Here is a 15,982-nt window from a genome sequence, read left to right on the forward strand (position 1 = left end):
GACAAAACCGTCATGAACCAGGCGGCGAAGCGGCTTGCCTCGCCCGGGGGGTTGCATCATCTACTATGTAACCCCCAGGCCTTCGGGATATTCAATGACGTCGCTCCGCTCAGCTCTCTCCTTCGCCGCCGCCATCGCCTGCATCGCATCGGCTCCCGCTCTCGCCCAGGCCCTCACCCCGGCCGAAACCGCCCAGATCGACAGGATCGTCGCGAAAAACCTCGCCTCCAGCGGCGTTCCCTCCGCATCGGTCGCCATCGTGCGCGGCGGGCAGATCGTCTTCGCCCGCGCCTATGGCAGGCAATCGGAAACCACGCCCGTGGCGCGCGACGACGCGCCCTATCAGATCGCCTCGATCTCAAAGCAGTTCGCCGCCGCCGCGATCCTGCTGCTCCAGCATGACGGCAAGCTGAGCCTCGACGACACGGTCTCGAAATACATCCCCGATATCACCGCCGGCGACACGATCAGCATCCGCCAGCTGCTCAGCCATACCGCTGGCCTGCAGGATTACTGGCCGCAGGATTACAGCTTCAAGGCGATGGCGACGCCCGTCTCGCCCCAGGGAATCATCGATCGCTGGGCGAAGAAGCCGCTCGATTTCACCCCCGGCACTCAGTGGCAATATTCGAACACCGGCTATGTCGTCGCCGGCCTGATCGTCGAGAAGATATCCGGCCAGCCGCTGCTCGATTTCCTGAAGGCCCGCATCTTCACGCCGCTGGGCATCACTGCCTATGATCAGGATCGCGCGATCGGCCCCGGCTTCCCGCAAGGCTATGGCCGCGCCGCGCTCGGCCCGGTTCGCCCCGTCACCCCCGCCGCGCCCGGCTGGCTGTTCGCCGCCGGCGAGCTGTCGATGAGCGCGCGCGATCTCGCCAAATGGGATGTCGCCCGGATCGATCGCACGATCCTCACCCCCGAAGACTGGAAGCTGCAGGAAACCCCGGTGAAGCTCGCTGACGGGTCGTCAAACGGCTATGGCCTCGGCGTCTCGACCGGCGCCACCGGCGGCCGCCGCTATGTCGAGCATAGCGGCGAGGCGGTCGGCTTTCTCTCCGAGAATATCGTCTTTCCCGACGAGAAGGCAGCGATCGTCGTCCTGACCAACAGCTGGTCGGGCAATGCCACCGGCGCGATCGAGCAGGCGATCGCCAAAGCCGTCCTGCCCCCGCCCCCGGCCGACGCCGCCGACACCGCTGCGCTGGCCCGGGCCCGCGCGATGCTCGATCAGCTCCGCACCGGCGCCCTCGACCGTTCGCTGATGACCGAGGACAGCAATTATTATTTCACTGACCTCACCCTCGGCGACTATAAATCGAGCCTGGCGCCGCTCGGCAAGCCTGTCTCCTTCGTGCAGACCGGCAAGACGCGGCTGCGCGGCGGCTTCGTCAACCGCAACTACAAGGTGCACCTCGGCAAAAAGGATTTCGTCATCACCACTTATGCCGAACCCGGCGACAAGGGCCGCTACGAGCAATTCCTCGTCGCGCCGGCGGTGTCCTGATGTCGGCGCGGGACCTGCTCCAGCCCGATCGCGGCCAGGCCGCGCGCACGATCGAGATCGTGGCGGCGACGGGCTTCGCCGCCTGGCTCAACGCCCAGCCGCCCCGTGCCCGGGCGGCGGTCGCGGCACAGAAGATGAGCGGCAAGCCGGGCAGCAGCGCCATCCTGCCGGGCGACAGCGACGATTGGTCGGTCGCCCTCGCTGTTGACGACGGTGCGCTCGGCGTGTGGGACCTTGCCCGGCTCGCCGAAACGCTTCCCGAAGGCGCCTACCGGCTCTCGGGCGCCGAGGCCGGCGCGGCGATGCTCGGCTGGGTGCTCGGCCAATATCGCTTCGATCGCTACCGCAAGCCCGAAGGCGAAGGGCCGCGCATCCTGCTCTCCGGCGAACCGGCGCGGATCGCCGACGCCCTGAAGATCGCGTCAGCCACCGCCAGGGTGCGCGACCTCGTCAATATCGGCGCCTCCGATCTCGGCCCCGCTGAACTCGAGGCTGAGGCGAGGATGCTGGCCGACGCCCATCACGGCGTGCTGACCGTCACCAAGGGCGACGCGCTCGCCAAGGGCTATCCGATGATCCACACCGTCGGCCAGGCGGCGGCGAAGGGCCGCGAGCCGCGGCTGATCGAGCTCGAATGGGGCGATCCGAAACATCCCCGCATCGCCATCATCGGCAAGGGCGTGTGCTTCGATTCGGGCGGGCTCGATATCAAGCCGAGCTCGGGCATGCGGCTGATGAAGAAGGATATGGGCGGCGCGGCGCATGCGCTCGCGCTTGCCGGGCTGGTGATGGCCGCGCGATTGAAGGTCAGGCTCCATTTGCTGATCCCGGCGGTCGAGAATTCGGTCGCGGGCAATGCCTTCCGCCCCGGCGACGTGCTCGCCACCCGCAAGGGGCTGACGGTCGAGAACACCAATACCGATGCCGAAGGCCGGCTGATCCTCGGCGACGCGCTCACCAGGGCCGGCGAGGACAAGCCCGAATTGATCCTCGATTTCGCCACCCTCACCGGCGCGGCGCGGACGGCGCTCGGCCCCGATCTCCCCGCCACCTTCGTCAATGACGAACCGCTCGCCGAGGCCCTCCTCGCCGCTGCCCGGGAGGTCGACGATCCCCTCTGGCGGATGCCCTTGTGGGATGGCTATGACGAGATGCTCAAATCCGACATTGCCGACATGGTCAACGCGCCCGATAGCGGTTTCGCTGGCGCGGTCACGGCCGCCCTGTTCCTGCGCCGCTTCGTTCCCGACGGCACGCCCTGGGCGCATCTCGACACCTTCGCCTGGCGCCCCGCCGCCAGGCCCGGCCGTCCCAAGGGCGGCGATGCGCTCGGCCTCAGGGCGGCATGGGCAATGCTGAAGGCGCGGTACTGCTGACCGGCATTCGCCGGATCACCGCCCGCGAGCCGGGCATCCTCCCTTCCCGGGCGAAGGCCGGGGACAATAGGAAATACAGGTAGTTCACGCGAAGGCGCGAAGAGAAGGAGGGCCGTCTCCCTCCAGCGATACATCTTCGCGCCTTCGCGTCTTCGCGTGAACATCTTCGTCTTCGGGGCTGATGTGCGGAGAACCGTCCAGCGCGATCCCAGCTCCGCGACGCGCTCCGCGTCAGGTGATCACGCCGCTGCGCCTGAGCGGGTTCTGCCGTTCAAGCGCGATGCGCTTGGCGATCTCGCGGTTCAGTTCGGTCGGATGCTCGGCGAAGGCGCGCGGGGTCATGCCGGTGAAATATTTGATTTCGCGGATCACATGCGACTGGTCGTAGAAACCGTCGACCAGCATCTCCTCGAGATCGGGATCGCCATGCGTCATCGCCACCGCCGCGCGCAGCGCCCGGTATTTGCGCGCCAGCTCCTTGGGCGGGGAACCGAAATAGCGGTTGCAGCCGCGCTGGACCTGCCGCAGCGACAGGCCGGTCAGCGCGACCAGGTCGTTGAGATCGGGCGCAGTCGACTCGGCGAGCCATGCGTTCACCTGGCTCACGAACGCCTGATAGCCTGGCTTCTGCCGGTTCATCAGCGTGACCAGCATCGTCTCGAAGATCGCGACCCGCGCATCGAAATCCTGCGTCGCGCGCAGTTTCTCACTGGTCTCGATGACGATGTCGCCGAACAGATCCTTCGCGTCGAACAACCGGTTCGCCGCCGCCGAGGCATCCATCGGCACCAACGCCGCCCAGCCATGCGGCATCAGCCCGACGCCGATCGCCTCGGCCGTGCCGTCGCAGCTCAGGTTCGAACATCCCGTGGTCGGGCCCAGGATATAGATGTCCGGCATTGCCTGCTCGGTACCGTCGACAAAGCGATAGCGGGCGTTGCGGCCTGCAGAATGAAGCGAAACTGCGCATAATCGGCGCGGTCGACCGCCTCGAAGCGATCGTCGCTTTGCTGGAAATGATAGAAAAACGAGAAATGATCGGCCAGCCCGGCGCTGGGCTGGCGGAAATCCATCTTCAGATTCGACATGCGCGGCAACCCAGTCGATGACGTTTCTTATCCTGTTCCGCTACGGAATATTGCCTTTCATCACAAGCACGGCACCCGAAGCCGGCCCGATGCCGCGGACGGCCGCCGCGGCGCAGGCGCTTTCGTGCGATGAACGGCGGTCGGGCGGTCGCGCAGCACCGCAAGGGCCGGCGGGCGGCGGTGAAGGGTCGGGTTAACCGGCGCGGCAATCCCGCTAGCCGCCTATCTTGCAATAGCGCTCGACATCAGCCTGCGCCCATTGCTCCTGCGCGGCGAAGGGGCACCGTTCAGGCGCGGGCGGAACCGGGGGAATGACGGCAACCTCGAAATCGACATCGGCGGTCGAACAGCTCAGATGCAGATTGTTGCGCAGCGGCGTTGACGACGTGCCGGTCACGACTCCGGTCCCCACCTCGAGCCTCAGCTTGCCGTCCCAGGTGAAGGTGAGGTTGAACTTTACCGGCTTGTCGTAGGGGACGAGCCCAAGCGGGGTTTCCTTGCCATCGGCGGAGAGGGAAACGAGGAAAGACGCGGGATTGTCCGGATACAGCGTGGCGACGATACCGTTGCAATGGCATCCGGAATCGGCGAGCCCGAGGTCGTTGAACGCAATTGTCGCCGTCGGATTCCACTGGCCGGGCCCCGGCGCCTTGTGGATCGTCATCGCGCCGGTGAACTGCGTTGCCGCCCTGGGCACATCGATATCGCGCTCGTCATAGGTCCCCTGCGGCGCGTGGCATTGCCACGACTGCGCCGTCGCGGCCGAGCAGGTGCCTGACAGCAGCGCACCCAGGGCGAGCAGCGGAATGGCTCGACGGAGCAGCGGGCGGACGCGCGCCGTCGCGAAGACTGTACTTCCCCTCATTCCCGCTCCCTTCGTACGCGGCTGCGATACCGGTCGGGGGTAAAGCTCTCGTGAAGGTCCTTCGCGCGGAAACTATCTCGACCGGGACGGAAACAGTGTCCGACGATGACCCCGCGTCGCGCGCAAGAGCTGCGCGCTGTGAGTATCGTGTCTCACCACAGGGGTGCATTCCAAGATGGAGTCGGCGCGTGCAATTCGTGCACTGTCACCGTAATCCCGTAATCCCCGTAATCCCCACCGTAATCCCCGCTGTTGAATGGAAGTCACGCGATCAGGCGCTTCAGCTTTTCGAGCGCGATCGCGTCAGATTCCTGATGGTCGATGGTGCCTGCGAACGCGCCCTTGGCGGTCATCAGGTAGATCGCGGCAGTGTGGTCGATGGTGTAGTCGCCGCCCGGCTGCGGCACCTTGGCCGAATAGACGCCGTAGCCCTTCTTGATCTGCTCGAGCTGGGCGTCGGTGCCGGTCAGGCCGAGGATCGGCGTGCCGAACAGCGCTGCATAGTTTCCAAGGTCAGCGGGCTTGTCGTGGCCCGGATCGACCGAGACGAAGACGATGGCGAACTTCATGGCCTGTGCGCCGAGTTGCTTTCTCAGTCGCGCCATGCGGGCGAGGCTGGTCGGGCACACGTCGGGACAGCGAGTATAGCCGAAGAAGATCGCGTAGGGCTTCCCCGCGAGCGTCTTCTCGGTGACGGTCGAACCATCGGGCGCGGTCAGCGTGAACGGTCCGCCGAAGGCATGGGCGTAGTCGCCTGCCGGATCGCCCAGGCCGGTTCCACGATTGAAGACGCTGATCGCGATCACGACCGCGACGAGCAGCAGGACGAGCCACAGGATTCGGCGCGGCGACCCGCTGCCCGTCTCCTCGAGATGCTCGCTCGCCTCGGGTTCAATGTCCTCCATGGCCAGCCTCCCCCGCTTCGCTCGAACTGACCGGCTGCACCAGGAATTCCACACGGACATTGCCGGCATGCTGGAAGCGCAAAGTGGCGGGGATGCGCTCGCCCCGGCGGAGGGGATGCACGAGCCCCATGAACATGATGTGGAGGCCCCCGGGCTTGAGCTCGACCGCACCGTGCGCGGGAATGGGGATGCCGTCCGTCACCTGGCGCATGCGCATGATGCCGCCATCCATGCTCATGGTGTGAAGCTGAACCTGGGCGGCGACGGGGCTCGTCGCCGCCAGCAGGCGATCGTCGCGCGCGCCGCGGTTCGCGATCGTCGTGAAGCCGCCGCCGACGGTCTGGCCGACAGCAGTTTCGCGGGCCCACGGATGAGCGATCGCTAGCGGGCCGAGCTTGTATTCGTGAGCGGCAAGCGGGGCGGCGATGAGGATGGCGAGCGCGAATGGCGCGAGGGAAGCTGGTTTCATGAACTGGACTCCGTGTTGGAAGGCGCGGCGGCATCGGGCCGCGCGAGCGCGTCGATCGCCCGCGGCGCTGTGGCGAAGCGGCATTGCCCGGCGGGCGTCGGCGCCTCCGCCAGCCGGTTCGGCAACAGGGTGTCGGTCTCCGGAGCGGCCTCGCCGATCCACAGCAGCGAACACAGGAAGATCGCGCGCCAGGTCATTCGGCGCTGTCGGCGCAGCCACCGGACGAAAGGCGGCGCCTCAAGCACCGCACTCATGGCCGCCACCCGCCGAGCGCGCGGTCGATGAGCTTTGCCACTTCGCGGCGCTCGTCGAGTCCGAGACATTGACCGACAGGATGCCGCTGCCCCCGGAACCGCAGCCACAAGGTCAGATCGAGCGGCGAGCGCTCGATCGCCTCGAGCCTCACCCAATAGGCTGGCATTGTCGCGCGACGTTCAAGGCCTCGCGCGTCGATCGCGAGATGGACGATCTGCCCGTCGGCGATCGTCAGCGTCTCGGCCGGGACGTGGCTGCGCCGGAAGGCGAAGAGCGCGCCGCCCAGTGCCGTCAGGTCGAGTAGCGCGAAGATTGCCACTGGCCAGGCGCCAAGCAGCACGAAGCGCAAGGACATCAGGCCGAGCGCGGTGCCGAAGCCGAGGAGGATGAGATTGGTTCGTTCCGGCATGAACGAACGGTTGGAAACCATGTCGAGTCTGAAGCTGCGCGGCGCGAAACGGGCATCGGTGACCCGCTCGAGATGAGCCGACGCTGCCTCCCGGTCGCCATGACCGGCAAGCTGATATGCCATGAAAATGCTGTCCTGATCGAGCGCGCGGGCACGAGGCCCCGCACGCTGGCGTTCACATCAGTGGCGAAGGATCAGGCGCGGGCGGGCGGGCCGCGCAGCGGCGGTCGCAGATGGTCGGTCGAAGAAAGCGCCTGCGGTCGCACCGCGCGCATACCCATCGCCATGACGAACAGGACGGCGATGGCGAGCAGGAAAGGGTCGGCGCCGGCAAGCGAGGGCGCATTGAGGCCGGCAAAGGCGCAAGGGCTCTCGGCCTTGCCGCCCTTGTGACCGTCATGCGGCGCCGGCAGGCCGGGGATCGTCATCGTCAAGGCCGCCGGCCCCATGCCGGTGCAAATCTGGATGACGATGCCGTGGCTGGTTGCGGCGGGCATGAAGCCCGAGGGAATCATAACCTTGGCGAACAGCACGCAGGCGACCAGCACGAACGCTAGCCGCTTATGCTGCCTGACAAGGTTGCGGACTGCTCCCATGGCGGCGTCATTAGATCCTCCGCAATCGAAAGTCATCTCCGATTGAGGGGCCAGACATATTACGGCGACAATGCACTTTTAGCGCTCTTGCGCCCCCGCTTGCCCGGCGCAAGCGATCGCCCGGCGTCCCGTTCAAGCCCCGCGAGAAAAGCAGCGTCGCCAATCGGCCGCCCGATCGTCTCGGCGCGGCGCAGGCGCCCCGCCATCTCCTCTTCCTCGCCCGCGGCGATCAGCGCCGCGAAATCGGGATAGCGCGTGCCACCGGCGCGGCGTCGGTCAGGCCATCGTCGCGACCGAGCTGGGCATGGATGCTCGACCAGGGCCAGTCGACCGCCCGCTCCATCAGGCCCGCCCGCACGGGATTGAGCGCGACATAGCGTAGCGCCGCGCCGAGATGCGCCTCGTCCATCGCGACGCAGCCGAACCGGCCCTGCCAGAAATGGCCGGTGCGCTTCAGCCGGGCGTGGATTCGGCCGGCATAACGCCGGTGCGCCACCGCCAGCGCCCGCCTGAGCCCGTCGGCATCGCCCGGCACCAGGATCAGATGAACAGGATTGGGCATCAGCACCCACGGCCAGACCGCGACCCCCGCCGCCGCGCAATGCTCGGCCAGCAGGTCGCGGTACAGCGCATGATCGCCATCCTCGAAAAAGGTCTGCGCACGGCCATTGCCGCGCTGGGTCACGTGGTGCGGTGCCCGGGAAAGACTGCGCGTGCCAGCCGTGCCACGATGGCGGACATAGCATGACGCGATGGGCTCGCGCAATTCGTGCACTGTCACCGTAATCACATGATCAGAGGTATAAGAGACGAGCTCCGGCGCATGCACGAACTCACGAATCTATTAATACAAGCACCCAAAAAATGAAAAATATTATAGAAAATCTATGGTCAATTACGCTTAGAAAAAATACCACAGCAAGCGTTATCGAAACTAAAATAAATCGTATTCCACGATGTACTTTTTTTAACATATTTAGCGTAAACAGAAAATATGATATTAGCGCAGCAAATAGTGCCAGAGATGTATAAAAATCCGCATTCAAGTTGTTAATGGTTATAGTTCTAGAGATCAGAAATGCAATAATCATGAAAGAACACGTTCCGATCCAGAACTTCTTCATTCTTGACGACATATGCCTTCTCTCGTTTGTGAGAAATCCGCTCCATAGGTGTAGTCGGTCTGGTTGCCGATCGCGTCTCTGATCCAGTTGGGGCTATTGCAGGTGGCCGTGTTGGCACAGGTGGTGTCGTACCCCGCGGCCGTCACGATATCTGCCAGGCCCGATCCGCTCTTCGCCACGGTACGCGTCTCGGTAACGTTGCCACGGGCATCATAGGTATATTGGGTGTAATTGCCCTCGGGCGCCGTCACCCGCGTGAGGCGACCGCTCGTGTCATATTGCTTGCTGACTGTCTTGCTCAACGGGTTGGTTATCGACAGCATGCGTTGCGAGGCGATATCGAATGTATAGACCGTGGAGTGCCCGCCCGGATCGGTCACGGTCGTCGTTCGCACGCCGGCGGAGTCGGCATAGCCATAGGTCGTGGTGCCGACCGGATTGGTCACGCTCGCCGCGCGGTTCGACGTGTCATAGATGATCGTAACGTCTTCCGCGGTCCTGCCCGGATGGGTGATCCCCACCACGCCGGCCAGACTGAAACGATATTTCGTCAGGCGGCTCATCTGGTCGGTAATCTGAACGGTGCCGTCGATACTCTGATCGTCATAAGTCTGCGATCGCACGGTCGTCGAACCGGATACGGTATTCTTCATCGAAACGCCGAGGAATTGGCCCGGGAACTCGTCGGTGTCGCCTTCGCGATTAAAGTCGAGCTCATAGCCGTCGTTGCTCACCACTTTCGACAGCGCATAGCTTGCGACGTACTGGGTGCAGGTCGAAGGATCGTCGAGGAGGTGAGTCTTGCAGCGGACGAACTGCTGATATGTATAAGTCAGCGTCCGACCCGACGGATAAACGATATCGGCCACGCCACCCTGCGCGCCATTCGTCCCCCACTGATTCTTGAAATGATAAACGACGCCGCTTGATGTCGTGTAGGAATAGATCGTGGTGGTCGCGTTGTAAGTCAGCGTCGCTCCACTTCCTTCCGTGGACCTATAAGTCGTTCCGGAAACCGTGAAGCGATCGGACTCAGTCCCAAAGCTGATCGTGACGGTGCTGCCGCTGATATAGAAGCGAGCGGTGACACTATCGGCAAAGGCCGATCCTCGAAACACATTGTAATAGGATATGGATGGGGAGCCGGCGGCACCGGCGGTCAGGGCCGGACCGTCCACGTTGACCGTGCCCAGGAACAGATCGACGCCATTGGGATCGACCGACTGGCGCACGGGCGCCGGAGGTATCGTCTGCGCCATTGCCGGCAAGGCAAAGCCGGTCCCGACGATGGCAGTGGATGCAAGAAAGGCGCGCGCGAACATCGTTCGTCCTCCCATGAAAAATGAATATGGATTGGAGTCGGTGAGGCGGCCGCTACGGCGCGCCGGTCACCTTGATGTTTCGCCGGTTGTCGGCCGTGTCGAACGTATAGTTCGCCACCACATTGTTGTTCACCGTGCCGCTATGCTGCACAAGGATGAGCCTGCCCTTGGCATCATAGGTGTAGGTGATCGTTTCCGACGCGCTGGCGATGCCGGCCGCTGCGATCAGCGCGCCGATCACCACAAGCTCCATGATTCGCTTCCGTGGCATGTGCGATTTCCCCACCGTTTGGCCGAGCCCGGCCCGAGAACAAACAAAGAACATGCGAAATCCAACATTGCAACCCCCCGGTTGAGGTCAGGCAGTCACCTGACCGCAATGGCCGGATATGCAGACGTGTAACGCTGTCGAAACGTCGAAAGAGAAGTCGCTCGAAGAAGCGACTCGGTTGAGCCTCTCCGGAGTAGATGAAAGACAGGGGTTCGAGGCAAGGCGGAAATCACCGGAACATCCAAAATGGCGATATCTCAAATCATTACGCGGCCGGATCCACCCGATGGCACGGTGGTGCATCCGTTGCGTGTTTTTGACGGCGGCGATGGGGAGCACGCTGGATCAGAGTGCCATCTGCCAGCAGCCGGTCTCGATATCCATCGCAGCCTTGACCTGCGACCGAGACCGAGGATTTCGGTGCCAGTTTGCCTACCCTCCAAATGCGGTCGATCAACCTATTGATTTATAATAATAAATCTGCACACACCTCCCCACCCAAAAATGTCAGCAACCCTCATGACATTCTGACTCCGCCCACCGCGATTCAACCCCAACCCAACCCGCGCTACCCCGGCGCCATGATCTACAGCCCAGACTTCGCCGATCAGGCCCGCGCCATGTGCCGCCTCGGCGCCACCGACGAAGAGCTCGCCGAGCATTTCGGGGTGTGCGTCCGCACCATCTATCGCTGGCGCAACACGCATGAGGAATTCGCCGAGGCGGTCGTCGCCGGCAAGGAGCACGCCGATGCCCGGGTCGAACGCGCGCTCTATTCCCGCGCCGTCGGATGCTCCGTCCAGCGCACCAAAGTCTTCAAGCATGCCGGCGACCCCGATCCGGTCTACGCGACCTGCACTGAGCATCTCCCGCCCGATCCGGTCGCCGCGCTGAACTGGCTCCGCGTCCGCCAGCCGAAGAAATGGGGCGGCCAGGCGGAAGACAAGGACGAGCCCGGCATCATCGAAATGTTCGAACGCGCGCTCGCCCGCGTTAACGACCCCGAGTCACCCTTTCGAGCGGAGCCATGCCAGACGCAGCCCGAAGCTGCTCAACCGGAGCCGGAACCGGGCGCCGCAACAAAGCCCGAGGCCGATCCGGAGCCCATATCGGAACCGCCCCCCGCGCCAGACCCGGCTTCGAACCCAGGACGCCCCCCGAAGTCCCCGCCGCCGCCGCTGCCTGTGCCGCTGCCGGTCCCGGAGGAGCCTCCCCGCGCCATCTTCCACATCCCGGTCTACGCCCCGATCACGCCGGGTCCCCCGGAGTGGCTGGTCCCGCCCGCCGCCCGTCGGCCCAAGATCAGATGATGGAGGTCAGCCCTGCTTCCCCTGTCCTTGCATCATGGCGGGCACAGACGCCTGCTGTCGCGATCACGCCGGTCTCGCCGGAGCCCCGCCTGACAGGTCGCGAGATCCCCGATCGTTCAGCCCAGCGCCGCCGCCTCGATGATCGGCACGAACTTCGCCGCGGTCAGGCTGGCGCCTCCGACCAGCGCGCCGTCGACATCACCCGCGCCGAGCAGCTCGGCCGCATTGTCCCCCGTCACCGATCCGCCATAGAGGATGCGAATGCGCTCGGCCTCGTTCCCCACCAGCGCCCGCAACTCTTCGCGGATCGCGCCGTGCATCGCCGCCACGTCGCCGACGGTCGGCGTCCGCCCCGTCCCGATCGCCCAGACCGGCTCATAGGCGATCGAGAGCCACCCGGCCGCGGCGCCCCCGGGCAGCGAGGCGGCGAGCTGGCCCGTCACCACCTGAACGGCCTGCCCCGCGTCGCGCTCGGCCAGCGTCTCGCCGACGCACAGGATCGCGCTCAGCCCGCCCCGGTGCAGCGCCTCGGCCTTGGCGCGGACCTCGGCGTCGGTCTCATGGCAATCGGCGCGGCGCTCGCTGTGCCCGACGATCGAGAAGCGACCCCCGGCATCACGCACCATCCCCACCGAGATACAGCCGGTATGCGCGCCCTTCTCCGCCGGATGCACGTCCTCGGCGCCGATCGCGAGGCCGGCCGTGCGCGCCGCCGCCGCCATGATCAGCGTCGCCGGCACCGCGATCGCGACGTCAAGCCCCGGCGCCGCCGCGGCCGCTGCCGCGATTCCGTCCAGCTCGGCCAGCGCGGCGAGATCGCCATTCATCTTCCAGTTGCCAGCAACCAGCCTGCGTCGTGCCAAAAGCCTTCTCCTTCCTGCCCCAGTCCTTATTGCCGGCCAGCCGATAACGTGCCGCCGGAATCGCACAAGCTTGAAGGAGCGCATCGCTCCCCGTAAAGCGGCTTCGATCCATCTTCCCCGCGTCTCCATCAGATCGGCTCGTTTCGACCATGCTCAGCTTCATCCGCCGTATCATCAACTCGAAGGCCGGCCTCATCGTCACCTTCATCGTGCTCGGCCTGGTCGCTGTCATGTTCGGGCTGGGCGATGTGAGCGGCCTTCGCAACGGCAATCTCGGCAAGGATTCGGTCGCGAGCGTCGGCAGGGAGGACGTTCCCGCGGCCGATCTGCGCCAGCGCGTCCAGAATGCCTGGCAGAATGCGCGCCAGCAGCAGCCGACTCTCGACATGGTCCAGTTCGTCGCCGCCGGCGGCGTGGACAACACCCTCGAAGGGATCATCAACACCAACGCGCTGAGCCAATATGCCAGGATGCAGGGGATGGTCGCCTCGACCAGGCTGGTCGATGGCCGGATTGCGAGCATTCCGTCGGTGCAGGGTGTCGATGGCAAGTTCAGCCAGACTGCCTATGACCAGCTCCTCGCCAGCCAGCATCTCAGCGACAAGCAGATTCACGAGGAAGTCGCCCGCGACACGCTGACCCAGCACCTGCTCGACCCGACCTTCGGCGCAACCCAGGTTCCGCTCGGCGTGGCCCAGCCCTACGCCTCGCTGCTGCTCGAGAAGCGCAACGGGGAGATCGGCTTCATCGACACCCCCGCGATGGGCAAGGGCGCGGCCCCGAGCGACGCCGAGCTCGCCACTTTCTACAAGCGCAATATCGCGCGCTACACCGTGCCCGAGCGGCGCCTGATCCGCTATGCGATCGTCACGCCGGATCAGATGAAGGCGGCCGTCACGCCGACTGACGCCGAGATCGCCCAGGCCTATCAGGCCAGCCGCGCGAAATACGCACCGACCGAGAAGCGCGACCTCGTCCAGGTCGTCATCGCCGACCAGGCCGCCGCCAACGCGCTCGCCGCCAAGGTGAAGGCCGGCACGCCGATCGACGCCGCCACGCGCGCCATTGGCCTCGAACCGAACGTGCTGAAGGCAGTCGAGAAGAGCACCTATGCAGCGCAGAGCTCGCCCGAGATCGCCAACGCGGCGTTCAGCGCCGCGAAGGGCGCCGTCATCGGCCCGGTCCGCTCGGCGCTCGGCTATACGGTCGTCCGCGTCGACGGCATCCAGCAGATCGCCGGCAAATCGCTCGAGCAGGCCAGGCCCGAGCTGGTCACCGCGCTGACCGCGCAGAAGACGCTGATCGCGATGAGCAACGCGCATGACAAGATCGACGACGCGATCGGCAACCGCGCGACCTTCGACGAGCTCGTCCGTGATCAGAAGCTCGAGGCGAAACTGTCGCCGCCCCTGCTGTCGAACGGCGTCAACCCGGACGATCCCAATTCGAAGCCCGATCCGGCCTTCGCTCAGGTGCTCGCCGCCGCCTTCGGCGCCGAAAAGGGCGACGAACCGCAGATCGTTCCGTTCGGCCAGGGCGGCAACAGCTTCGCGATCGTGTCGCTCTCCGACATCGTCCCCGCGGCGCCCCGCAAGCTTGCCGACATCCATGACAAGGTGGCGAGCGATTTCGTCATCGACCGGGCACAGCGCGCCGCGCGCCAGACGGCGATCGACGTCGTCGCGCGGGTCAACAAGGGCATGCCGCTTGCCCAGTCGCTCGCCGCGACCAGGCTGCAGCTTCCCCCCTCCAAGCCGATTCCGGACGTGACACGCCTGCAGCTCGCCAATGTGCCGCGCGGCACGCCGCCGCCACCACCGCTGGTGATGCTGTTCAGCATGAAGGAGAAGACCGCGAGGATGCTCGAGGCGCCCAACAAGGCCGGCTGGTATATCGTCTATCTCAACCATATCGAGCGCGGCGATGCCAGCAAGCAGCCCGGTCTGATCGATCAGACGCGCAGCGATCTCGGCAAGGCGATGGGCCAGGAATATGCCGCGCAGTTCGGCGAGGCGGTGCGCCGCGTGGTCGGGGTCAAGAAGAACGCCAAGGCGATCGCCGACATGAAGGCTGCGCTGACCGGCCAGGGCGGCTCCAATTAGTCGGGAGACCGCCGGGACCCCGTTCGCGGCCGCCCTCACCGCGCTCGCCGCGGGGCGGCCGGCCCTGGTGTGGCGCCGCCAGATCGCCGATACGGAAACGCCGGTCGCCGCGGCGCTCAAGCTGATCGAGCCCGGGCGCGGCGATTATCTGCTCGAATCGGTCGAGGGCGGCGAGACGCGCGGGCGGCACAGCATGATCGGCCTCGCGCCCGATCTCGTCTTCCGCGCCGAAGGTCCCCACGCGGAAATCAACCGCCACTGGCTGACTGACCGCGCCGCCTTCGAGCCCTGTGCAGCGCCGACGCTCCAGGCGCTGCGCGATCTCGTCGCCACCTGCCGGATGGAGGTTCCAGCCGAACTGCCCCCGGCGATCGCCTGCCTGGTCGGCTATTTCGGCTATGAGACGGTCGGGCTGGTCGAGCGCCTCGCTCGCCCGGCAAGCGACCCGCTCGATCTGCCCGACATGATGTTCGTGCGCCCGACGGTCGTGCTGATCTTCGATCGTCTCGCCGACGCCCTGTTTCTCGTCGCGCCCGTCTGGCCGGATCCGGCGCGCACGCCGAAGGCGATCGTCGCCGCGGCGCAGAACCGGATCGACGCGGTCGCCGCGCGCCTCGCAAGCGCGGCGCTGCCGCCGCCCGTCCGCGATACCGACGCCGCCGACATCGTGCTCGCCCCGGCACTGCCCGAGGGGCGCTACGCGGCGATGATCGCCCGCGCGAAGGAGTATATCTTCGCCGGCGACATCTTCCAGGTCGTCCTCGCCCAGCGCTTCACCGCGCCCTTCACCCTGCCCGCCTTCGAGCTCTACCGCGCGCTCCGCCGGATCAATCCCTCGCCCTTCCTCTATCATCTCGATCTGCCCGGCTTCGCGATCACCGGGTCGAGCCCCGAAATCCTGGTGCGCGTCCGCCACGGCGAGGTCACGATCCGCCCGATCGCCGGCACCCGGCCGCGCGGGAAGACCGCGGCCGAGGACGAAGCCAATCGCGAAAGCCTGCTCGCCGATCCCAAGGAGCGCGCCGAGCATCTCATGCTGCTCGATCTCGGCCGCAACGATGTCGGCCGCGTCGCCGAGGCGGGAAGCGTCCGCGTCACCGCCAGTTACACGACTGAATTCTACAGCCATGTGATGCACATCGTCTCGAACGTGGTCGGCCGGCTCGCCTCGGGCCATGACGCGCTCGACGCGCTGTTCGCCGGCTTCCCGGCCGGCACCGTCAGCGGCGCCCCCAAGGTCCGCGCCTGCGAGATCATCGCCGAGCTCGAGCCCGAGGTGCGCGGCGCCTATGCCGGCGCGGTCGGCTATTTCTCGCCCGACGGCTCGATGGACAGTTGCATCGTGCTCCGTACTGCGGTGGTGAAGGACGGCGTCATGCACGTCCAGGCCGGCGCGGGCATCGTCGCCGACAGCGAGCCCGCCTATGAGCAGCGCGAATGCGAGGCGAAAGCCGGTGCCCTGCTCGCCGCCGCACGCGAAGCGATCGCGCGGGCGGCGGATGCGGGGTTCGGTCAGTAGG

General features: G+C 65.7%; 16 protein-coding genes. 5 read left to right on the top strand and 11 right to left on the bottom strand.

Annotated elements, in window-relative coordinates:
* Nucleotides 1-94: 94 nt before the first annotated feature.
* Nucleotides 95-1,507, top strand: coding sequence for a serine hydrolase domain-containing protein (locus tag ABD050_RS26855; RefSeq protein WP_343892643.1), 1,413 nt, complete (start codon nucleotides 95-97; stop codon nucleotides 1,505-1,507).
* Nucleotides 1,507-2,883 carry a leucyl aminopeptidase family protein gene (locus ABD050_RS26860; RefSeq protein WP_343892644.1) on the top strand — a complete coding sequence of 459 codons (1,377 nt, stop codon included), beginning with the start codon at nucleotides 1,507-1,509 and terminating at the stop codon, nucleotides 2,881-2,883. The genes ABD050_RS26855 and ABD050_RS26860 overlap by 1 nt, the downstream gene beginning before the upstream one ends.
* A gap of 231 nt (nucleotides 2,884-3,114) precedes the next feature.
* Here the strand turns inward: ABD050_RS26860 and ABD050_RS26865 are convergent, their stop codons facing one another.
* The 10 genes from ABD050_RS26865 to ABD050_RS26910 form a co-directional block, all read right to left on the bottom strand.
* Entirely contained in the window at nucleotides 3,115-3,783 is a 669-nt protein-coding gene (locus tag ABD050_RS26865; RefSeq protein WP_343892646.1) for a helix-turn-helix domain-containing protein, read from the bottom strand.
* A gap of 402 nt (nucleotides 3,784-4,185) precedes the next feature.
* Complete coding sequence (locus ABD050_RS26870; RefSeq protein ID WP_343892647.1) at nucleotides 4,186-4,836, bottom strand: hypothetical protein; 651 nt, start codon at nucleotides 4,834-4,836, stop codon at nucleotides 4,186-4,188.
* 263 nt (nucleotides 4,837-5,099) lie between these two features.
* Complete coding sequence (locus ABD050_RS26875; protein ID WP_343892648.1) at nucleotides 5,100-5,741, bottom strand: SCO family protein; 642 nt, start codon at nucleotides 5,739-5,741, stop codon at nucleotides 5,100-5,102.
* Complete coding sequence (locus ABD050_RS26880; protein WP_343892649.1) at nucleotides 5,728-6,210, bottom strand: copper chaperone PCu(A)C; 483 nt, start codon at nucleotides 6,208-6,210, stop codon at nucleotides 5,728-5,730. The genes ABD050_RS26875 and ABD050_RS26880 overlap by 14 nt, the downstream gene beginning before the upstream one ends.
* Nucleotides 6,207-6,407: a hypothetical protein gene (locus tag ABD050_RS26885; RefSeq protein ID WP_343892650.1), complete on the bottom strand. Its 201-nt coding sequence runs from the start codon at nucleotides 6,405-6,407 to the stop codon at nucleotides 6,207-6,209. The genes ABD050_RS26880 and ABD050_RS26885 overlap by 4 nt, the downstream gene beginning before the upstream one ends.
* A 53-nt stretch (nucleotides 6,408-6,460) precedes the next feature.
* Nucleotides 6,461-6,997 carry a DUF2244 domain-containing protein gene (locus ABD050_RS26890; protein ID WP_343892652.1) on the bottom strand — a complete coding sequence of 179 codons (537 nt, stop codon included), beginning with the start codon at nucleotides 6,995-6,997 and terminating at the stop codon, nucleotides 6,461-6,463.
* Between the two features lie 71 nt (nucleotides 6,998-7,068).
* Nucleotides 7,069-7,470 (bottom strand): hypothetical protein, encoded by a 402-nt coding sequence (locus tag ABD050_RS26895; RefSeq protein WP_343892653.1) that lies wholly within the window; start codon nucleotides 7,468-7,470, stop codon nucleotides 7,069-7,071.
* A gap of 229 nt (nucleotides 7,471-7,699) precedes the next feature.
* Nucleotides 7,700-8,260, bottom strand: coding sequence for a transposase (locus ABD050_RS26900; RefSeq protein ID WP_343892654.1), 561 nt, complete (start codon nucleotides 8,258-8,260; stop codon nucleotides 7,700-7,702).
* A gap of 330 nt (nucleotides 8,261-8,590) precedes the next feature.
* A complete protein-coding gene (locus ABD050_RS26905) occupies nucleotides 8,591-9,916 on the bottom strand; it encodes an RHS repeat domain-containing protein (protein WP_343892655.1) in 1,326 nt (441 codons plus the stop codon).
* A gap of 52 nt (nucleotides 9,917-9,968) precedes the next feature.
* Entirely contained in the window at nucleotides 9,969-10,187 is a 219-nt protein-coding gene (locus ABD050_RS26910; protein WP_343892657.1) for a hypothetical protein, read from the bottom strand.
* Nucleotides 10,188-10,630: 443 nt separating this feature from the next.
* On the opposite strand from ABD050_RS26910, the gene ABD050_RS26915 reads away from it, so the two are divergent.
* Complete coding sequence (locus tag ABD050_RS26915; RefSeq protein ID WP_343892658.1) at nucleotides 10,631-11,497, top strand: hypothetical protein; 867 nt, start codon at nucleotides 10,631-10,633, stop codon at nucleotides 11,495-11,497.
* 116 nt (nucleotides 11,498-11,613) lie between these two features.
* Here the strand turns inward: ABD050_RS26915 and tpiA are convergent, their stop codons facing one another.
* On the bottom strand, nucleotides 11,614-12,360 hold the full coding sequence (gene tpiA, locus ABD050_RS26920; RefSeq protein ID WP_343892659.1) for a triose-phosphate isomerase: 747 nt from the start codon (nucleotides 12,358-12,360) through the stop codon (nucleotides 11,614-11,616).
* A gap of 149 nt (nucleotides 12,361-12,509) precedes the next feature.
* Here tpiA and ABD050_RS26925 point away from each other — a divergent pair, with 149 nt between their 5' ends.
* Together ABD050_RS26925 and trpE are read left to right on the top strand one after the other, a co-directional pair.
* Complete coding sequence (locus ABD050_RS26925) at nucleotides 12,510-14,462, top strand: peptidylprolyl isomerase (protein WP_343892660.1); 1,953 nt, start codon at nucleotides 12,510-12,512, stop codon at nucleotides 14,460-14,462.
* Nucleotides 14,458-15,981: an anthranilate synthase component I gene (gene trpE, locus ABD050_RS26930; RefSeq protein ID WP_425542520.1), complete on the top strand. Its 1,524-nt coding sequence runs from the start codon at nucleotides 14,458-14,460 to the stop codon at nucleotides 15,979-15,981. Before ABD050_RS26925 ends, trpE begins: the two co-directional genes overlap by 5 nt.
* The last annotated feature ends 1 nt before the right edge of the window (nucleotide 15,982 follow it).

Origin of the sequence: Sphingomonas oligophenolica, assembly GCF_039522915.1 — a bacterium.
GTDB lineage: Bacteria > Pseudomonadota > Alphaproteobacteria > Sphingomonadales > Sphingomonadaceae > Sphingomonas > Sphingomonas oligophenolica.

Excerpts from the sequence above, each read along its gene's own strand:
- ABD050_RS26915 (WP_343892658.1), top strand. The coding sequence starts at position 10,631 with ATGCGGTCGATCAACCTATTGATTTATAATAATAAATCTGCACACACC.
- ABD050_RS26875 (WP_343892648.1), bottom strand. The coding sequence starts at position 5,741 with ATGGAGGACATTGAACCCGAGGCGAGCGAGCATCTCGAGGAGACGGGC.
- ABD050_RS26870 (WP_343892647.1), bottom strand. The coding sequence starts at position 4,836 with ATGAGGGGAAGTACAGTCTTCGCGACGGCGCGCGTCCGCCCGCTGCTC.
- ABD050_RS26865 (WP_343892646.1), bottom strand. The coding sequence starts at position 3,783 with ATGCCGGACATCTATATCCTGGGCCCGACCACGGGATGTTCGAACCTG.
- ABD050_RS26880 (WP_343892649.1), bottom strand. The coding sequence starts at position 6,210 with ATGAAACCAGCTTCCCTCGCGCCATTCGCGCTCGCCATCCTCATCGCC.
- ABD050_RS26860 (WP_343892644.1), top strand. The coding sequence starts at position 1,507 with ATGTCGGCGCGGGACCTGCTCCAGCCCGATCGCGGCCAGGCCGCGCGC.
- ABD050_RS26890 (WP_343892652.1), bottom strand. The coding sequence starts at position 6,997 with ATGGCATATCAGCTTGCCGGTCATGGCGACCGGGAGGCAGCGTCGGCT.
- ABD050_RS26895 (WP_343892653.1), bottom strand. The coding sequence starts at position 7,470 with ATGGGAGCAGTCCGCAACCTTGTCAGGCAGCATAAGCGGCTAGCGTTC.
- ABD050_RS26885 (WP_343892650.1), bottom strand. The coding sequence starts at position 6,407 with ATGACCTGGCGCGCGATCTTCCTGTGTTCGCTGCTGTGGATCGGCGAG.
- ABD050_RS26925 (WP_343892660.1), top strand. The coding sequence starts at position 12,510 with ATGCTCAGCTTCATCCGCCGTATCATCAACTCGAAGGCCGGCCTCATC.
- ABD050_RS26905 (WP_343892655.1), bottom strand. The coding sequence starts at position 9,916 with ATGTTCGCGCGCGCCTTTCTTGCATCCACTGCCATCGTCGGGACCGGC.
- ABD050_RS26855 (WP_343892643.1), top strand. The coding sequence starts at position 95 with ATGACGTCGCTCCGCTCAGCTCTCTCCTTCGCCGCCGCCATCGCCTGC.
- ABD050_RS26910 (WP_343892657.1), bottom strand. The coding sequence starts at position 10,187 with ATGCCACGGAAGCGAATCATGGAGCTTGTGGTGATCGGCGCGCTGATC.